18 protein-coding genes are annotated in these 17,185 nt (G+C 69.9%); 4 read left to right on the plus strand and 14 right to left on the minus strand.

What is annotated here, in order from left to right:
- Positions 1–273 precede the first annotated feature (273 nt).
- Complete coding sequence (locus OG252_RS27495; protein WP_266437319.1) at positions 274–2,049, plus strand: ABC transporter ATP-binding protein; 1,776 nt, start codon at positions 274–276, stop codon at positions 2,047–2,049.
- Positions 2,050–2,069: 20 nt separating this feature from the next.
- On the opposite strand, the gene OG252_RS27500 is transcribed toward OG252_RS27495, so the two are convergent.
- The 4 genes from OG252_RS27500 to OG252_RS27515 all read right to left on the minus strand — a co-directional run bounded on the left by OG252_RS27500 (position 2,070) and on the right by OG252_RS27515 (position 3,311).
- Complete coding sequence (locus tag OG252_RS27500) at positions 2,070–2,309, minus strand: hypothetical protein (RefSeq protein WP_266437320.1); 240 nt, start codon at positions 2,307–2,309, stop codon at positions 2,070–2,072.
- Positions 2,306–2,632, minus strand: coding sequence for a DUF6247 family protein (locus tag OG252_RS27505; RefSeq protein WP_329339427.1), 327 nt, complete (start codon positions 2,630–2,632; stop codon positions 2,306–2,308). The genes OG252_RS27500 and OG252_RS27505 overlap by 4 nt, the downstream gene beginning before the upstream one ends.
- A 113-nt stretch (positions 2,633–2,745) precedes the next feature.
- Positions 2,746–3,057 carry a hypothetical protein gene (locus OG252_RS27510; RefSeq protein ID WP_329339429.1) on the minus strand — a complete coding sequence of 104 codons (312 nt, stop codon included), beginning with the start codon at positions 3,055–3,057 and terminating at the stop codon, positions 2,746–2,748.
- Entirely contained in the window at positions 3,054–3,311 is a 258-nt protein-coding gene (locus OG252_RS27515) for a hypothetical protein (protein ID WP_266437329.1), read from the minus strand. The genes OG252_RS27510 and OG252_RS27515 overlap by 4 nt, the downstream gene beginning before the upstream one ends.
- Positions 3,312–3,437: 126 nt before the next feature.
- Here OG252_RS27515 and OG252_RS27520 point away from each other — a divergent pair, with 126 nt between their 5' ends.
- Positions 3,438–4,271: a helix-turn-helix domain-containing protein gene (locus OG252_RS27520; RefSeq protein WP_329345205.1), complete on the plus strand. Its 834-nt coding sequence runs from the start codon at positions 3,438–3,440 to the stop codon at positions 4,269–4,271.
- Positions 4,268–4,474, plus strand: a complete 207-nt coding sequence (locus OG252_RS27525) for a DUF397 domain-containing protein (protein ID WP_329339431.1) — start codon at positions 4,268–4,270, stop codon at positions 4,472–4,474. The genes OG252_RS27520 and OG252_RS27525 overlap by 4 nt, the downstream gene beginning before the upstream one ends.
- Here OG252_RS27525 and OG252_RS27530 read toward each other — a convergent pair.
- Positions 4,455–5,654 carry an MFS transporter gene (locus OG252_RS27530; RefSeq protein WP_329339433.1) on the minus strand — a complete coding sequence of 400 codons (1,200 nt, stop codon included), beginning with the start codon at positions 5,652–5,654 and terminating at the stop codon, positions 4,455–4,457. The genes OG252_RS27525 and OG252_RS27530 overlap by 20 nt on opposite strands.
- A 179-nt stretch (positions 5,655–5,833) precedes the next feature.
- Between OG252_RS27530 and OG252_RS27535 the strand changes: the two genes are divergently transcribed.
- Positions 5,834–7,048 (plus strand): serine hydrolase domain-containing protein, encoded by a 1,215-nt coding sequence (locus tag OG252_RS27535; protein ID WP_329339435.1) that lies wholly within the window; start codon positions 5,834–5,836, stop codon positions 7,046–7,048.
- A 77-nt stretch (positions 7,049–7,125) separates the two neighbouring features.
- Here the strand turns inward: OG252_RS27535 and OG252_RS27540 are convergent, their stop codons facing one another.
- The 9 genes from OG252_RS27540 to OG252_RS27580 form a co-directional block, all read right to left on the minus strand.
- On the minus strand, positions 7,126–9,195 hold the full coding sequence (locus OG252_RS27540; protein WP_329339437.1) for a pectinesterase family protein: 2,070 nt from the start codon (positions 9,193–9,195) through the stop codon (positions 7,126–7,128).
- A gap of 103 nt (positions 9,196–9,298) precedes the next feature.
- Positions 9,299–10,144, minus strand: a complete 846-nt coding sequence (locus OG252_RS27545) for a hypothetical protein (RefSeq protein WP_266437343.1) — start codon at positions 10,142–10,144, stop codon at positions 9,299–9,301.
- A gap of 180 nt (positions 10,145–10,324) precedes the next feature.
- Entirely contained in the window at positions 10,325–11,257 is a 933-nt protein-coding gene (locus OG252_RS27550; RefSeq protein ID WP_329339440.1) for an aminoglycoside phosphotransferase family protein, read from the minus strand.
- Positions 11,258–11,277: 20 nt separating this feature from the next.
- On the minus strand, positions 11,278–12,720 hold the full coding sequence (locus OG252_RS27555) for a HAMP domain-containing sensor histidine kinase (RefSeq protein ID WP_266437349.1): 1,443 nt from the start codon (positions 12,718–12,720) through the stop codon (positions 11,278–11,280).
- Positions 12,717–13,454, minus strand: coding sequence for a response regulator transcription factor (locus OG252_RS27560; RefSeq protein ID WP_266437351.1), 738 nt, complete (start codon positions 13,452–13,454; stop codon positions 12,717–12,719). Before OG252_RS27560 ends, OG252_RS27555 begins: the two co-directional genes overlap by 4 nt.
- Before the next feature lie 114 nt (positions 13,455–13,568).
- The gene (locus tag OG252_RS27565; RefSeq protein WP_266437352.1) at positions 13,569–13,754 is read right to left on the minus strand and encodes a hypothetical protein; all 186 of its coding nucleotides are present in this window, start codon (positions 13,752–13,754) and stop codon (positions 13,569–13,571) included.
- 34 nt (positions 13,755–13,788) lie between these two features.
- Positions 13,789–14,991: a S1C family serine protease gene (locus OG252_RS27570; protein WP_329339444.1), complete on the minus strand. Its 1,203-nt coding sequence runs from the start codon at positions 14,989–14,991 to the stop codon at positions 13,789–13,791.
- A gap of 167 nt (positions 14,992–15,158) precedes the next feature.
- Positions 15,159–16,181: a LacI family DNA-binding transcriptional regulator gene (locus OG252_RS27575; protein ID WP_266437356.1), complete on the minus strand. Its 1,023-nt coding sequence runs from the start codon at positions 16,179–16,181 to the stop codon at positions 15,159–15,161.
- An 85-nt stretch (positions 16,182–16,266) separates the two neighbouring features.
- On the minus strand, positions 16,267–17,055 hold the full coding sequence (locus OG252_RS27580; protein WP_266437357.1) for a winged helix-turn-helix transcriptional regulator: 789 nt from the start codon (positions 17,053–17,055) through the stop codon (positions 16,267–16,269).
- Positions 17,056–17,185: the final 130 nt, after the last annotated feature.

Consider the following 17,185-nt stretch of genomic DNA (forward strand, 5'->3'; position numbering starts at 1 on the left):
CAGGCATGAGCTTCCACAAGGTCACCCCCGTGAAGAAGGCCACCCGCAAGGCCGCCCCGGCACACAAGAAGGCCGCCCCGAAGAAGGCGACGCCGAAGCGCCGTCCCGTCGCCCACAAGGGCTGAGGAACCGGCACGCCGCGAGGCGGGGCCACCGGTCGGCGAGCACGACTCGCGCCGGGGGCCCCGCCTCGGCCATGTCCGGAGCACACAGAGCCGGAGCACGCAGAGCCGGAGCACACAGAGCCGGAGCACACAGAGGGAGTTGCTGACCATGAGGGAAGTCCGCGAGGCCTTCCGCCGTTTCTGGCCGCTGACGCGCGGCGACCGCAAGTGGCTGCTGGCGATCATCGGCTGCGTGGTGGTGTCCGCGCTCGCCGAGACCGCCTCGATCCTGCTGTTCGCGGAACTCACCGACAACGCCCTGAAGTCCGGCTCGCTCGACGCCTTCTGGGGCCCGGCGGGAGCCTGGCTGGCCGTGGCCGCACTCGGCGCACTGGTCGGCTACCTCGGCAACTCCCTCGCCACCTGGACGGCCGAGAGATTCGTCCTGCGCCTACGGGCGGGCGTCTTCCGCCACGTCCAGGACCTCCCCCCGCACTTCTTCCAGAAGCACCGCCAGGGCGACCTGGTCGAGCGCCTGACCGGAGACGTGGAGGCCATCGAGCAGATGGTCGTGTCGGGCGTCGTCGGCACGGTATCCGCCGCCTTCTCCGCCGTTTTCTACGCGGCCGCCGCCTTCTGGCTCCGCTGGGACCTCGCCCTCGTCACCTTCGTCCTCGCGCCTCTCTTCCTCCTCGCCGCCCGCCGCTTCTCCGGCCGCATCAGGGAGGCCTCCCAGGACGAACGGGTCGCCGACGGCGCGATCACGTCGGTGGTCGAGGAGTCGCTGGGCAACGTCGTCCTCACCCAGGCGTACAACCGCCAGGGTGACGAGGCGGGGCGCCTCGACCGCGAGGCCCGCGCGTGGATGAAGGCATCGGTCCGCGGGGCCCGGCTGAGCGAGATGTACGAGCAGTTCGTCGAGGTCGTCGAGACGGTGTGCGTCCTCACCGTCATCGGCCTCGGCGTCTGGGAGATCTCCGCCGACCGTATGACCCTCGGCCAACTCCTCGCCTTCGCCGCCTTCATCGGCTACCTCTACCCTCCGGTCCGCAACCTCGGCCAACTCGGCCTGACCCTCACCGCGGCGACGGCGGGCGCCCAGCGCCTGAACGAGATCCTCGACGCGCAACCCTCGGTCGCGGACCCCACCGCCCCCGTCCGCGCCTGGCCCGTCCGAGGCTGGGTCGGCTTCCACGGTGTGTCGTTCCGCTACCCGGGCGCGACCCGGGAATCGCTCGCCGACGTGACCTTCACCGCGTCCCCCGGCGAACTCGTGATCATCACGGGGGCGAGCGGAGCAGGCAAGTCCACCCTCTCCAAACTCCTCACCCGCTTCTACGACCCCTCGGCGGGCGTGATCACCCTGGACGGCGTCCCGCTCCCGGACGTACCCCTGGACTTCCTGCGCGAACACATCGCCCTCCTGCCCCAGGAAACCCTGATCCTCAACGGCACCATCCGCGAGAACATCGAGTGCGGCCGCCCGGGCGCGACCGACGCGGACATCGAACGCGTCGCCCGCTCCGCCGCCGCGCACGCCTTCATCACCGCGCTCCCCGAGGCCTACGACACCCGGATCGCCCCCGGCACGGCGACCCTCTCCGGCGGCCAGCTCAAGCGCATCACCATCGCCCGCGCGATGCTCCGAGCCGCCCCCGTCCTGATCCTCGACGAACCCACCGCCGGCCTCGACTCGGTCGCCGCCCGCCAGATCGTCCAGCCCCTGCGCCGCCTGATGTCCAGCCGTACGACGATCATGATCACCCATGACCTGAGCCTGGCCCCGGACGCCGACCGGATCCTCGTCGTCGACGAAGGTCGGCTGGTGGAGGCGGGGTCGCACGCGGAGCTGGTGGCGCGGGGTGGGATGTATACGCGGTTGGCGGGGCCTGTGCCTCGGGTGCTGGAGGGGATGGTGGAGGACACGTTGGTGTTGCGGGTGTGAGGTGGCGGCCGGCCGGTCGGTCAGACGGCCACTAGGTCGATGACGTTGATCACGACGTGGCGGTTGGAGACGACGTAAGTGATGAATCCGCCTGTGAAGGCAGCCGACCAGCTGTTGTCCCGGTTGCTGATCGCAGGCGGGCCGAAGGGGTTGAGGCTGAGCCGCTTTTCGAGGCTTTCCAGGGAAGCGGCTTGGGGCACGTTCAGGGCGGCCTTTCGCTGAGCCGCGCGGTCGACGTACCTGATCGCGTACGCACTCACCCCGACCTGCCCGCGTCGATCGGCCGGTTCTCGGCGTCGTAGGCGTTGCCGTCGGCGTCCCGGAAGACCATGCCCTCGGTGTCGCCCTCGGTCATCCGCTTGACGTTCTGCTCGACTTCGTCCAGGTAGCCGGGCGTCGCGCAGGCCAGGGCGAAGGGGAACCACTTGTCGGTCACGGCGTCGAGCGCGGACTGATCGAAGTCGGCCGCCGCGCTGAGCCAGTCCTGTTCGAAGCCCTGCAGCCAGTCGGGGCGCCTCTGCAGAGCGGCTCGGATCGCCTCGGGGGTTCTCTCGCAGGAGTGGGGATCCACCTCGTGAGCCATGATCGGTTTCTCTTCTCCGGCAGGGACGGCGTGTGGTGACCGGATGTCCACGGTAGAGCGTGCCGGGTACGGAGTGCTGGAGGATGCGGGCGATGACACGGTGAGACCGAGGCTCACGGTTCCCCCCGGGGGATGCGCTCGCCGCGGCTCACCGCGATACGGAGGAGGTCCGCCAGGCATTCCGCGGCTCTGGTGAGCGCGAACCGTACGGCCCGCTCGCCCGCCCTGGGGTCGGCCAGCACGGCCCTGGCTCCCGCGAGTACCTGTTCGCCCGAGTCGATCTGGGCCTCTTCCAGGTCGTCGGCGAGTTGGGAGAGCCTGCTGTGGTCGCCGTCGGTGCTGAGGTAGCAGGGGTTGCCTTCGGGGGTGGTCCAGGGCAGGAGGCGGAGGACGTCGGCCGTGCGGGTGTGCTCGGAGGTGCTCACGCGGAGACCTCCACGCCGTGGATGTGACGCGGGCCTACGTCGATGCCGTGGACGGCGAGCCACAGGGCGCGACGCCGCTGCCGCTGGAGTTTGCGTACGAGCGGGCCGTCGGACTCGAAGGGGCATGCGGCAAGGGGCCGTTGCCGGGGAGCGGGCGCGTGTCCGTCGGCTCGGTGGCGGCCCTTCGCGGGCAGCAGTGCCCGCACGATGGCGAGCAGCAGCAACTCGCAGAACCTTGCGATGCGTTCCCTCATGTCGACGCTCCCTTGGTGGTCTGACGAGCGGTGATTACCGTTCGTGCCTTGATCGTCACCGACCGCACGTACGCTGCGGAAGGGGCTGGGTGTTGTCTGCGGCCCCAGGCAACGGTGAGGGGTGACATGGGCGAACAGGTTGACGCGCAAGGCGAATCGGGGCGTGCGGTGCTGGGGCGGACGCTGCGGTTCCTGCGGGAGAAGGAGGGCAAGTCCCTGGGGCAGCTCGCCGATGAGACCGGGTACGACAAGAGCTACCTGAGCCGTCTGGAGTCGGGCGAGCGGTTGTCCAAGGTGACAGTCATGGAGGACCTCGGCGGGTACTACGGGGCCGATGACCTGCTGGTTCGGCTGTGGCGGGACGCGCGTAAGGAGGTCGTCAAGGACAAGTACAAGGCGTTCATGGAGCTGGAGGCGACGGCTCGGGTCATGTGGATGTTCCAGCTGCGGGTTCCGGGCTTGTTGCAGACCGAGGACTATGCCCGCGGGGTGTTGTCAGGGTTGTCTGGAGCTCAGACAACGGCTGGCAACGGCGAGGAAGTCGAGGAGCAGGTGGCCTTGCGCATGGGACGGCAGGAGTTGCTGTACCGCGAACCGGGGCCGAACGTGCGCGTGATCCTGGACGAGGGGGCGTTGCGACGACCCGTTCCCGACGCGAAGGTATGGACGGACCAGCTGTCGCACCTGGTGGAGGCCGCTGAACTTCCGAATGTTGCAGTCCAGGTGTTGCCGTACGCGGCTGGGGTTCACGACCTCATGGACAGTCACCTCTGGCTCCTCTGGCAGCGAGTCGGCGAGCCCGTTGCCTATGTGGAAGGCAACGGCTTCGGCGAACTGATCGACGATCCGGACAAGGTCCTGTCGTTCCGCTTGTCCTACGATCTCGTCAGGGACGCGGCTCTGACTCCGACGGAGTCGACGGCGTTCATCAAGCGCCTTCTGGAGGAGTGCAGATCATGAACCGGACCCCCGACCTCACCACCGCGGTATGGCGTAAGTCGTCCTACAGCGACGGGGGCGGCACGAACTGCGTCGAGGTCGCCCCCGGCTACCCGGACCTCGTCCCCGTCCGCGACAGCAAGTCACCGCACGGCCCCGTCCTCCTCTTCGCTACGACCTCCTGGTCGTCCTTCCTGGCGAAGGTCAAGAGCGAGACGGCGTGACCCTGGCCGGCCGCCTGAGCAGATACACGGCGGCCGTCGACACCAGGACGGTCATGCACGCGATGAAGACCAACCCCGCGCCCTCCAGGCCGACCGGTTCCGTCAGTACGCCCACACCGATCACCGGCACCGAGATGCCCGCGTACGCCACCACGAACAGGGTCGAGATCACGGACGCCCGCCGGTCGGGGGGAGCCGCCTCGGCCACCGCCGACAGCGCTCCTCGGAAGGCCAGCCCCTGACCCCCACCGCCCACGAGCGCGCTCAGGATCACCAGCGGAAGCAGGTCCCAGTGCAGGGCGCCGGCGAGCAGGGCCAGTCCGGCGAAGAGGCCGGCGCAGCCGAGCGGCAGTGAGCGTTCCACGCCGACCCGGCCGACCGCCAGTTGGCCCGCGGTCGAGGAGAAGAAGGCGAGTGCGACGACGAGGCCGCTCACGGCGTGGTTGTCGACGTCCAGGGACTGGGCGAGGAACGCCGGGCTGACCGACGTGAAGACCCCGAACAGTGCGAACCCGACGAACGAGGCGGTCGCCGCGGGTGCGAACACGGCCCGTACCTGCGGGGGCAGGCCGGGCCGTTGCGGCCGTACGGTGTTCAGCGGGCGTCGCTCGCGTACGGTCTCCGGCAGCCACAGCAGGACGGCGGCCGAGCCGGCCACCAGGACGAGGTGGACGACGAACGGCAGGTACAGCGGCCAGGCGGCGTACTGCGCCAGCACTCCGGCGAGCAACGGACCGCAGCCGAGCCCGCCCATGTTGGCGGCGGTCGCCACGAAGGTGGCCCGGGAGGCGCCGCCGTACGGTGCCAGCTCCATCACGTAGACCGTGGCGGCCCCGGTGAACAGACCGGCGGACAGTCCCGACAGCAGCCGACCCGCGTACAGCCAGTCCAGCCCGGTGGCGAGGAGGAAGCAGACCGCGCTCGCCGCCGCGAACCCCAGCCCGGCCAGCAGTACCGGCCGCCTGCCCACGGCGTCCGAGGCGTTGCCCGCCAGGAGCAGCACGCCGATGACCCCGAAGGCGTAGACGGCGTACACGACGGTCACCGTCAGTTCGGAGAAGCCGAGCTTCTCCTGGTAGAGGCCGTAGAGCGGGGTCGGCAGCGTGGTGCCGGCCATGCACACGGCGAACACCGCGCCGGCGAACAAGCACTGGCGCCATGCTCGGGGGTCACCGTCCATGCCGCCGACGGTAATCCCATGAGGCGCCCGCACCTCTGCGGCGGGCCGCGACGCGCCACCGGCTCCGAACGAGTGGACTCGCTGGACGCCGTAAGGAAAGGAGACTTCCGGCTGTGGGGCTGATGGTGACCTTGCCGTCTGAGCCTTCCGAGCCCCTGATCAGGAAGAGACGGCCCGACATGCGACGCACCTCCTCCCGCAGACTCTTCGCCGCGGCGCTGCTCGCGGCATCCGTGCTGGCCCCGATGGCAGCGACTCCCGCCACGGCCGTCCACGCCGCGGCCGCCGACCGGTACGTCAAGGACAAGGACGAGTGCCCGCCGGACGCCCGCGACGGCCTCGGCTCCGAACTGACCGCCCGGCTGGACAAGGCCGTCGAGGACGTCCGCCAGGAGGCCGGCATCCCCGGCCTGGTCGTCGGACTGTGGATGCCGGGCAAGGGGAACTACGTCCGCGCGACCGGTGTCGCCGACAAGGTCACCCGCGAGCCGATGTCCACCGACCTGTTCGTGCGGATCGGCAGCGAGACCAAGACCTTCACGGTCACCGCGCTGCTCAAGCTCGTCGACGACCGGCGCATCCGGCTGGACGACCCGATCTCCGCCTACGTCAAGGGCGTGCCGAACGGTCGCCGGATCACGCTGCGTCATCTCGCCGAGATGCGCAGCGGGCTGTTCCCGTACACCGAGGACCCGGACTTCGTGCAGGACCTGCTGAGCGACCCGAGCCGCTCGTTCACCCCGCGGGAAGTGCTCGCGTACGGCTTCAAGCACCCGAACACCTTCGCGCCGGGCGCGGAGTTCCAGTACTCCAACAGCAACCTCGTCCTGCTCGGTCTGGTGATCGAGAAGGTCAGCGGCATCAGCGCCGTCGACTTCATCGACAAGCGGGTGCTCCGCCCCGCCCGCCTGCGCCACACGCTGTTCCCCACCGGCCCCGAGTTCCCCGAGCCGCACGCACGCGGCTACACCAACCAGACGCTGAGCGGCGAGGTCGAGGACGCCACGGACTGGAACCCCAGCTGGGCCTGGACGGCCGGGGCGATGATCTCGAACCTGCACGACCTGCGCCGCTGGGCCCGGATCGTCGCCACCGGGACGCTGCTCAGCCCCGAGACCCAGAGGCAGCGCCTCAGGATGCTGCCGACCGGCTACCCCGGCACGAGCTACGGACTCGGCATCTTCGAGAGCGGCGGCTGGATCGGCCACAACGGCTCCATCCCGGGATACGAGAGCGTGACCGTCTACCTGCCCTCGAAGAAGGCCACCCTGGTGCTTCTGCTCAACACCGACATCACGCACGAGGGCCAGGAACCCTCCTCCCTCGTCGCCCGCGCGATCACCGAGATCGTGACCCCGGACAATGTCTACGACCGCCCGGTCCCCCTGCGCTAGGAAGGGGTGCTCGGATCGGGTTCACACCTTCCGGGGCCGGTCGGCACTCCCGCCGTACCGGCCCCTCGCCCACCACCTCAGGAAGCCGAAGGCGTCCAGTCCCCCAGCCAGTCGGCCACTTCCTGGCCGGCGGCCTGCGCGTCCGTCAGCTGGGGGCGGTCCGAGCTCGCGGTGCCCGCGCCCGCGCCGGTGTTCTTGTACTCGGCGAAGCGGTCGTCCTTCCAGGAGAAGCCGCTCATGTCGGTCCAGGGGGTGGTCCTGATCGCGGCGCTCAGGGTGGTGTTGCGGACCGTGGTCTGCGGGTCGAGGGTGGCGTCACCGCCGGCGTGCCAGGGGCGGCCGAGGTAGAAGGAACGGTCCGAGACGTCGCCGTTCACCGTGGAGTTGGCGATGAGGATGCCCTTGCGGTTCGCGGCGGTCGACGGGGCGGTGACGTAGCCGGCCGAGGTGCCGTTCCAGCGCTTCTTGAGGGTGATGACGGACTTGTCGATCACCGCCGTGGCCCGGCCGAAGATGAAGTCGACGTTGCCGATGACGTAGGAGTTGGTCATGTAGACGCGGCCCAGCTTGTCCTTCGCCGCGGTGTCCACCAGCAGGGTGTCCTGGTCGCCGCTGACGATGACGCCGTCGAGGAGGACCTTGTCGGCCGCGGTGCGCAGGGCGACGGCCTGGTGTCCGGAGAGGGACTGGTTGGCGGCCTCGTCGAAGTCGTTGGAGATGGTCAGGTTGCGGGCCTGGAAGTCGTCGGCCTGGACGGCGACGGTGGCGCTGCCGCCGGTGCCGTACGTCCCCGAGCCGTCCGGCTTCGGCGTCCCGGACGCGTTGTTGTAGACGATCACCGTGTCCTTGCGGCTGCCGCCCGCGCCTTGGATGGTGACGTGCGGCTTGTTGGCGGGGACCTTGACGAGTTCGCGGTACGTCCCCGGCTTGACGGAGATCACGACCCGCGACGGGTTGTCCGCCGGTACGGCGTTCACCGCGGCCTGCACGGTCGAGTACTGGCCGCTGCCGTCCTTGGCGACGGTGAGGGTGGTGGCGGCCGCGGCGGTCGTCGAGGCGGTCGCCGTACCGATCGAACCGCGCGGTCCCACCCCGGACTTGAGGAGCGAGGGCACGTCCGCCGTCTTGTCCGCCGTGTACGCGTAGTACGTCTTCGGGTCGAAGGCCGTACCGCCGCTCTCGTTGCGCCCGGTCGTGGAGACGAAGGTGTTGCCCTTCTGGACGATGCTCGCGGTGCTGTCCTTGATGACCGGGTTGTTCATACCCTGGAAGTAGGAGTTCTCCAGGAGCATCTTCGTCGCGCCGCGCGAGTAGTTGCCGTAGGAGGACTTGATCGTGGTCCCGGCCACGTCCTCCAGGAAGTTGTTGTAGAGGTGCGCGTGGGCCGCGTTGTCCGTGGACGGGTTGCGCTGCTCGGTCTCGCGGATCCAGTTGTGGTGGATCGTGATGTCGGTGACGACGTTCTCGGTCCAGCCGATGCCGAAGGCCTTGTTGTCGTTGCTCAGTTTGTTCCAGGACACCGTCACGTACGTGCTGTCCTTGCGGACGTCGACGAGCCCGTCGGCCATGTTCCGCAGGTCGTTGTGGTCGATCCAGACGTGATGGGCGCCGTCCATCTGGATCGCGTCGAAGTCGTGGTCCTTGTCGTTCCAGATGCCCTGGTACGCGTCCCGGATCGTCAGGTTCCGGATGATCACGTTGTGGACGCCCGAGCCGAGGAAGAACCCGCCGCCCACGATGTGCCCGGAGGTCCCGGACCCGACGATCGTCTTGTCGGAGGCGACCTTGATCTCCTTGCCGACCGGGTTCATGTTGATCGTGGCGGCCACGACGATGACGTACGGCTCGGCGGCCGTCGCGTACTTCTCCAGGTCGGCGAGCGTCTTCACGGTGACCGTCTTGCCGTCCCGGCCGCCGTACGTCCCGTTCTGGCCCAGGGCGTTGACGGACGCGAAGCCGTCGGCGGTGGCGGTGGCCCAGGCGGGGGCGGCGGTGGCCGCGGCGGCCGTGCGCTGAGCGTTCTCGCCGAAGACACCGATGTCCGTGCCGTAGGCGAGAGTGCCGGCGGCGGTCAGCGTCAGGGGGACGCCGACCGCCAGCGCGGTCTTCCTTCTGCGGTGGCGGGGCTTGCTGCGGGTTTCACTCACGGCGGTTTCCGATCGAGTCAAGTGACAGGGGGATCACGTCACTTGCTTGTCGGAGCCGGTGGGGAAAAGGTTGCCGCGCCGGGCCACATGGGCGGAGCAGGGCTCAGGCGCAGGTCTTCGGGTCCAGTTTCTGCTCCCACTTGTCCTCACGGCCGTCGGGCTGGCCGTTGGGCAGGAGCTTGTCGGAGACGCCGTCGATGTAGTAGCCGTACGAGTAGATCGTGTTGTACCCCCGGTCGCGCCAACTGTGCACGGTCTTGAGGCCGTCGCCCTTGTCCCACTCGTAGTCCTCGACGTAGAAGACCGGGTTGACGCGCACCACGCGCTGGTACGGCGTCCAGGTCACGGCGACCTGGGTGCACGGCGGGATCGTCTTCTCGCTGCGGCGCTCAAAGGATGAGGTCTTCTCCCAGCCCCACTCGTAGCCGGCGCTGCCGCCCACGGTGCCCGAGAAGATGCTCTTGGCGAGGGAGAGGCTGATCGAGGCACCGACGCTCTTCTTGGCGAACGTCTTGGTGCTGTAGCTGCTGACGAAGGTCTCCTTGTCGTCCTTCGAACCCCGGTTGCCGATCCACGGGGAGACGCGGACCGACTCGCCCTTGGTGGACCAGGTCGAGGACTGCGCGTACCCGCACCAGCCGCGGAAGGTCTCCCACGGCCCGGCGGGTATCCACAGCGGGACCACGTCCCGCAGGTACTCGTCCCGGGTCTTGAACTCGCCGGTGTCGACGTTGAGGGCGCCGTAGACGCCCGTCAGGCTGCCCTCCTGCTCGCAGAGCCGCTCGATCATCAGGTCGGTGTTGCCGGGGTCCGTGCCCCGGATGTTCGTCGCGCCGCCCGGTCCGCCGCCGGCCGCCTGCGCGGAGCCGGCACTGCCCATGAGGCCGGCGAGGGCGAGGGCGGCGGAGGCGGTGATCAGGGCGCTCTTCTTGAATGCCGATGTGCGCATGAGTCGCATGGGGGGTGGCTCACTCCTGGGTGCTGTGCACTGTGTGCTGTGCGCAGGTGCGTAGGGCACCTGTCCGACAGCCCAGGAAGATTGCAGAGAACTCACGGGTAGGGTCGGAAACGCGTGAGGCATGACAGGACATTGACAGAAAGGCGGGCGTGCCTGTCGGTCTTTGCCCGCTTACGTGAGCAACTCCGCAAGCTCGTCCGCGAACCGGACGATCCAGTCCAGCCGCGGCCCCCCGCGCGCGACCCGGAACCCGTGCCGCCGCCCGTGGAACGCCGCCTCCACCGCGTGGAACTGGGCCCACCGCCCGACCCGTTCACGATCGAGTTCCGCTGCCTCTGCGAACAGGTCGAGGGCTCGGTGGACCGCCTTGGACAGGTCGTTGGCCTCGAGGAGGGCCAGGAAGCGTGACTTGAGCAGGGTGCCGCCGTCGTAGGCGGGGTCTCCCACGTACCCCTTGGGGTCGACGGCCAGCCAGGGCTCACGGTCCGCGCGCAGGATGTTGTGGGCGTGCAGGTCGCCGTGGACGAGGGTCTCCGGCTGTACGCGGCCCAGCTCGCGGACGGTGGCGAGGGCGGCGTCCAGCACCCGGTCGGGCAGGGTGTGCGCCAACTCCCGGGCGTCGGTGCGCAGTTCCCGCTCCCACGCGTCGACCCGGTCCCGCAGCCGGGGCAACTCCGGCGGCCCGGCCGGCGCGGGTACGGCCAGCCGACGGTTGAGCCGCCCCGCGACGGTCACGATCTCGTCCTCGTCACCGGCCTCCGCCAGGGTCTGCGGCCGCGCCCGCTCCAGCAGCATCGCGAACCGTTCGTCGTCCCGCGCGTGGAGCCGCACCGCACCGCGCCCGTCCCACGCGGCGAACGCGTCCGGCTCGTGGACGTTGCCGGGATGCGGGAACGACACCTTCAGCACCGCGTCCGCGCCGTCCTGCCGTCGCACGGGGACGATGAGGCCGACGCCCCCGTGCGTCACCTCACCGTCCGGCGCGCACGCCCAGCGCTCCAGCAACTCGTCCACGAGGCCGGGAAGTTCGGCGATCCAGGACGCTCCCGCCGCTCCCTCGCGATCGACGGTGGTCCGTACGAACGTCTCCGGTACCCCAATCATCCGGGCACCCTACGCGAGAGTCACTCGACGGCGGGGGCTTCCGGCGGAGGCGTCGGCGCCCCCGGCAGTCGTACGGTCGCCACCGTCCCGCCGCCCTCCGCGCGGCCCAGGCCGACCTCGCCGCCGGCCTGCTCGACCGTACGCGCGACGATCGACAGGCCGAGACCGGAGCCGGGCAGGGCGCGGGCGCTGGGGGAGCGCCAGAAGCGGTCGAAGACGTGCGGGAGTTCCTCGGCGGGGATGCCGGGGCCGTGGTCGCGGACGGTCAGCACACCGTGCGCGAGCTGCACCTCGACGCTGCCGCCCTCGGGGCTGAACTTCACCGCGTTGTCCAGGATGTTGACGACCGCGCGCTCCAGGGCGGCCGGTTCCGCGCGGACGTACCAGGGCTGGAGGTCGGCGGTGATCGTCAGCTCGGGACCGCGGAGCCGTGCCCGGCGGAGCGCCGACTCGACGGTGTCCTCCAGCGACACCACCTGAAGGCGTTCGCCCCGCTGCCCCTCCGAGCGGGACAGCTCCTGCAAGTCGCCGATGAGGGCGGCCAGCTCGGTCATCTGCGCCTTCACGGAGGCGAGGAGCGCCTTGCGGTCGGCCTCGGGGATGGGGCGGCCGGTCTCCTCGCTGCGGGTGAGGAGCTCGATGTTGGTACGGAGGGAGGTGAGGGGGGTGCGGAGTTCGTGACCTGCGTCGGCGATGAGCTGCTGCTGGAGCTCGCGGGAGTTGGCGAGGGACGAGGTCATCGAGTTGAAGGACCGGGAGAGGCGGGCGACCTCGTCCTCGCTGTCGTCCTCCACGGGGATGCGGATGTGCAGGTCGTCGGTGCGGGCCACGTGTTCGACGGCTTCGGTGAGCTTGTCGACGGGGCGGAGGCCGGCGCGGGCCACCATGAGGCCGGCGGCCCCGGCGCCGATGACTCCCACGCCGGAGACGAGGAGGAGGATGAGGGCGAGTTCGTTGAGGGTGGACTCGGTGCCCTTGAGGGGAACCGCGAGCTGCAGGGCGACTCCCTGGGCGTCATTCTGGTCGACGCCCAGGTACCGCGTCAGAACGCGTACGGCGTTGCCGTCCTCGTCGGTGCCGTTGCGGATGAAGAGCTGGTTGGCTTTCGCACCCTTGATCACGTCCTTGTCGGAGCCGGTGACCTCGACCGTGCCCGGGGAGTTCGGGTCGACGCAGGGGTCGCCCTCCTCCTTGATCGCCTGGACGTAGTCGTTCCGGCCCGGGAAGTTCTGCGGGTTCTCCAGCGGGGTCTGCGTGCACCTCTGGAGGAGGGCGCCGACCGTGCCGGGCCGCTGCACCATGTCCTTCAGGTCGGCGTCGACCTGCTCGTACAGCTTCCCCTGCACGATGAACCAACAGGTCACCGAGACCGCCGCCACCGCGAACGCCACCGCCGCCGCGACCAGCATCGCCAAACGCGAGCGGATCGGCAGCGACCGGAACCGCCGTGCGACCCTGTTCACTCCGCCCCGCCCTGCCGCAACACGTACCCGACACCCCGCACCGTGTGCACGAGCCGCGGCTCGCCGCCCGCCTCGGTCTTGCGGCGGAGGTACATGACGTACACGTCGAGGGAGTTGGAGGACGGCTCGAAGTCGAAGCCCCAGACCGCCTTGAGGATCTGCTCGCGCGTGAGGACCTGGCGCGGGTGGGCCAAGAACATCTCGAGGAGCGTGAACTCGGTGCGGGTCAGCTCCACGGGCCGCCCGGCACGGGTGACCTCCCGCGTCGCGAGGTCCATGCGCAGGTCCGCGAAGGTGAGCGCCTCGTCGTCCGCCGCCGAACCCGCCCCGGCCGCCGCCGCGTACGAGCTGCGGCGCAGCAGCGCGCGGACGCGGGCGAAGAGTTCGTCGAGTTCGAAGGGCTTGACCAGGTAGTCGTCGGCCCCGGCGTCCAGGCCCGTCACCCGGTCACCGACCGTGTCGCGGGCCGTCAGCATCAGGATGGGGGTGGTGTCGCCCGCGCCGCGGATCCGGCGGGCGGCGGTGAGGCCGTCCATGCGGGGCATCTGGATGTCGAGGACGACCAGGTCGGGCTGGTACGCGGTCGCCTTCTCCAGGGCGTCCGCGCCGTCGACGGCGACCTCCGTGTCGTAGCCCTCGAAGGCGAGGCTGCGCTGGAGTGCTTCACGCACCGCCGGCTCGTCGTCGACGATCAGGATGCGCTGGGTGTCACGGTCGCCTTCGGCGGGGCTCATGGGCTTCGGATTCCTCGGGTGCGGTGGGACGACAGGGGACAACAGAACTGGGGGTGCTGAACGCTTTCAGCCTCGCATGTTTCCCTGCCGCCGCTGAAGGATGAGTCGGGTGGATCAGCCGCGCACGGTAGCGCGGCGGCGGGCGGCGGCCTTCGCGCGGCGGCCCGCGCCGTGGGCGGCGGTGGCCACCTCGGGCGCCCGCGTCGTCACCGGCGCGTGCAGCGCGTACGCCACCTCGAGGGCCAGGGCGAAGCCGGCCGGGTCGGTGCCGGCCACCGTGTGCGAAACCTGCTTGAACATGACGTACTCCCTACGAAGCCGGGTCGGGTGGGGTTCAGCTGTCGGAACCGCCGGCCCGCAGTGTGGGCAGGTCGGACTTGACGGTGTTGATCGGGATGGCGAAGCCGAGGCCCACGCTGCCGGCGCTCGAGGAGCTGGTGGCGTCGGCGGCCGAGTACATCGCGGAGTTGATGCCGATGATGTTGCCGTTCATGTCGATGAGCGCGCCGCCGGAGTTGCCGGGGTTCAGCGAGGCGTCCGTCTGGAGCGCCTTGTACGTGGTGGTCGAGGAACCGGTGTCGCCGTTGAACTGCTGGCCGCCGAACTCGAACGGCCACTGGCCGCTGCCGCCGCCCTGGCCCTGGCTCTCCTCGGTCGAGACGGTCACGTCACGGTTCAGGGCGGAGACGATGCCGCTGGTGACGGTGCCGGTCAGACCCTCGGGGGAGCCGATCGCCACGACCGTGTCGCCGACCTGGACGCCGCTGGAGTCGCCGAGGGTGGCCACGGTCAGGCCGGAGGCGTCCTCCAGCTTGATCAGGGCGAGGTCCTTCTTGCTGTCGGTGCCGACGACCTTCGCGGTGTAGGTCTTGCCGTCGCTGGTGCTCACCTTGATCGAGGAGGCGCCGGACACGACGTGGTTGTTGGTGATGATCTCGCCGTCGCTCGTGATGATCACGCCGGAGCCGGTGGACTCGCCGGCGTTGGAGGTGGCGTTGATCTCGACGATGCTCGGACTGACCGCCTTGGCCACTCCGGCGACCGTGCCCTTGTCGGCGGACGGCACCACGTTGGTGCTGGTGCTGCTGGAGGCGACCGTGTCGTTGCCGGTCAGTTCCTGGATGCCGTACGCGGTACCGCCGCCTATCGCCGCGGCGACGATCGCCACGGCGGCGAGCAGGGCGATCGGGCCCCGGGTGCGCTTCCTGTGGGCCGGCGGCGCGGGCTCGGCGGGGACCGCCGTCATCACGGCCGTACCGCCGCCGTGGCCGTCACCACCGCCGCTGCCGTCACCGCCGCCATGGGCACCGCCGGCCGCGAATCCGGCCGGCGCGGACGCCTGCGAGGCCTGGCCCGGCCACACGGTGGTGCCCGGCTCGACGGTGACCGGCTGCACGGGCTCGTGCGCCGGCGGGGGCGGCCACTCGGGGTTCACGGGGGAGGAGGCCTGCTGCTGGGGGTACGCGGCCTGGTCGCCGTGACCCTGGGACTGCTCGGGGTTCTCGTACTCGCCGCTGCGGCGGAAGCTCTCGGTCATGACAAGCAGCTTGTCCGTCGACCATGAGAGCTCCCTGAGTGCTCCCTGAGAAGCCCGGCAGAACCTCGTACGTCCGATATAAAGACGCTTCTGGCAGCTTGAGCGACTCTCTCAGAGAACGCTCAGCAAGCCCGCCGGAGTCCTCCGGGACACACACACCGCAGCCGTCACACGCAGCCGCAGGAGTGCCGGACCACCAGCCGCGACGGGAACACCTTCAGCCGCTCCCGCCGGGACCCGGCCACCCGCAGCCCGTCGTCGAGGACGAGGTCGACCGCGGCCCGTGCCATCGCGGAGCGGTCCGATGCGATCGTGGTCAGCGGCGGGTCGGCGAGGGCCGCTTCCTTGATGTCGTCGAAGCCGGCCACCGCCAGCTCGCCGGGGACGTCGATGCGCAGCTCGCGCGCCGCGCGCAGCAGGCCGATCGCCTGGTCGTCGGTGGAGCAGAAGATCGCGGGCGGGCGGTTGGGCCCGGAGAGGATCTTGAGCGCGGCCTGGTAGGCGTCGTAGCGGTTGTACAGGGCCTCGAAGAGCCGGCCCTCTGTGGACACCCCGGCCTCGGACATGGCGCGCCGCCAGCCCTCGACGTGGTCGGAGACCGGGTCGCCGACCGACGGGGTCTCGGCTATGCCGCCCATACAGGCGACGTACTCGTAGCCGTGCTCCAGCAGATGGGTCACGGCGAGGTGGGCGCCGCCCAGGTCGTCCGTGACGACGGCGACGTCGTCGATGGCCTCGGGCCGCTCGTGCAGCAGGACCACGCGGGCGTCCCAGGCGTCGATCTCGGCGGCGGCGTTGTCGTTCAGCGCGTGGCTGACGAGGATCAGGCCCGAGACGCGCATCCCGAGGAAGGCCCGCAGATAGTGGACCTCGCGCTCGCCGATGTAGTCGGAGTTGCCGACGAGCACCATTTTTCCGCGCTCGGACGCGGCCTGTTCGACCGCGTGCGCCATCTCCCCGAAGAAGGGCTGGCGCGCGTCCGGCACGATCAGGCCTATGAGGTCCGTACGCCGGGACGCCATCGCCTGGGCGACCCGGTCGGGCCGGTAGCCCAGTTCCTTGATCGCGGCGAGGACACGCTCGCGCGTGGCCGGGGCAACCGGCCGGGGTCCGTTGTTGATGACATAGCTGACGACGGCGGTCGACGTACCCGCCAGTCGCGCTACATCATCCCTGGTTACCTTGGCCACGCGCGGAGTCTACGCGGATGGACCCGCTCTGGGCAGGGCGTCAAGGAGGCTACCGGTGCGTAAGCAAGCCCTGCCCGAGCGGCCACTATGCCTCCGCGGGGATCTCCGTGCCGTCCAGAGCGGTCGCCTCGTCCGCATCCTCCGGCTTTGCGGGGCCCGCCTGGGCCGCCTTGGCCTTCGCCTCGTCCGAGGTGCGGTCGGCCTTCTCCGGCGTAACGAATCGATAACCGACGTTCCGGACGGTCCCGATCAGCGACTCGTGCTCGGGGCCGAGCTTGGCGCGCAGTCGTCGTACGTGCACGTCGACCGTGCGGGTGCCGCCGAAGTAGTCGTAGCCCCAGACCTCCTGCAGCAGCTGAGCGCGCGTGAAGACGCGGCCCGGGTGCTGGGCGAGGTACTTCAGGAGCTCGAACTCCTTGAAGGTGAGGTCGAGGACGCGGCCCTTGAGCTTGGCGGAGTAGGTCGCCTCGTCGACCGACAGGTCGCCGTTGCGGATCTCCATGGGGGAGTCGTCGTTGACGATCTGCTGGCGGCCCATGGCCAGGCGCAGGCGCGCCTCGACCTCCGCCGGTCCGGCGGTGTCCAGCAGGACGTCGTCGATGCCCCAGTCGGCGGTGACGGCCGCGAGGCCGCCTTCGGTCACTACGAGGATGAGTGGACAGCCGGGCCCGGTGGACCGCAGCAGCTGGCACAGGCTGCGGACCTGCGGAAGGTCGCGGCGTCCGTCGATGAGGATGACGTCGGCGCCCGGGGTGTCGACGAGGGCGGGGCCTTCGGCCGGAGCCACTCGCACGTTGTGCAGAAGCAGGCCGAGGGCGGGAAGCACCTCCGTCGACGGCTGGAGGGCATTGGTCAGGAGCAGCAGAGAACTCATACGTCTGGTTCCTCCTCGGTCCCTGCGAGGACGTTTGCGGCACTGCGGCACTGCGAACTGCTCTGCGATCCCGGGGCCCGTACACCTGCGGTTTTCCGCTTCGTATACATCGCGTCCGAAAGCACAAAAG

Origin of the sequence: Streptomyces sp. NBC_01352 (assembly GCF_036237295.1) — a bacterium.
Lineage (GTDB): Bacteria > Actinomycetota > Actinomycetes > Streptomycetales > Streptomycetaceae > Streptomyces > Streptomyces plumbiresistens.

What these genes read in the sequence shown, in the direction of transcription:
- OG252_RS27495 (WP_266437319.1), top strand. Translation starts at nt 274, where the DNA reads ATGAGGGAAGTCCGCGAGGCCTTCCGCCGTTTCTGGCCGCTGACGCGC.
- OG252_RS27505 (WP_329339427.1), bottom strand. Translation starts at nt 2,632, where the DNA reads ATGGCTCACGAGGTGGATCCCCACTCCTGCGAGAGAACCCCCGAGGCG.
- OG252_RS27515 (WP_266437329.1), bottom strand. Translation starts at nt 3,311, where the DNA reads ATGAGGGAACGCATCGCAAGGTTCTGCGAGTTGCTGCTGCTCGCCATC.
- OG252_RS27520 (WP_329345205.1), top strand. Translation starts at nt 3,438, where the DNA reads ATGGGCGAACAGGTTGACGCGCAAGGCGAATCGGGGCGTGCGGTGCTG.
- OG252_RS27525 (WP_329339431.1), top strand. Translation starts at nt 4,268, where the DNA reads ATGAACCGGACCCCCGACCTCACCACCGCGGTATGGCGTAAGTCGTCC.
- OG252_RS27530 (WP_329339433.1), bottom strand. Translation starts at nt 5,654, where the DNA reads ATGGACGGTGACCCCCGAGCATGGCGCCAGTGCTTGTTCGCCGGCGCG.
- OG252_RS27535 (WP_329339435.1), top strand. Translation starts at nt 5,834, where the DNA reads ATGCGACGCACCTCCTCCCGCAGACTCTTCGCCGCGGCGCTGCTCGCG.
- OG252_RS27545 (WP_266437343.1), bottom strand. Translation starts at nt 10,144, where the DNA reads ATGCGCACATCGGCATTCAAGAAGAGCGCCCTGATCACCGCCTCCGCC.
- OG252_RS27550 (WP_329339440.1), bottom strand. Translation starts at nt 11,257, where the DNA reads ATGATTGGGGTACCGGAGACGTTCGTACGGACCACCGTCGATCGCGAG.
- OG252_RS27560 (WP_266437351.1), bottom strand. Translation starts at nt 13,454, where the DNA reads ATGAGCCCCGCCGAAGGCGACCGTGACACCCAGCGCATCCTGATCGTC.
- OG252_RS27565 (WP_266437352.1), bottom strand. Translation starts at nt 13,754, where the DNA reads ATGTTCAAGCAGGTTTCGCACACGGTGGCCGGCACCGACCCGGCCGGC.
- OG252_RS27570 (WP_329339444.1), bottom strand. Translation starts at nt 14,991, where the DNA reads ATGACCGAGAGCTTCCGCCGCAGCGGCGAGTACGAGAACCCCGAGCAG.
- OG252_RS27580 (WP_266437357.1), bottom strand. Translation starts at nt 17,055, where the DNA reads ATGAGTTCTCTGCTGCTCCTGACCAATGCCCTCCAGCCGTCGACGGAG.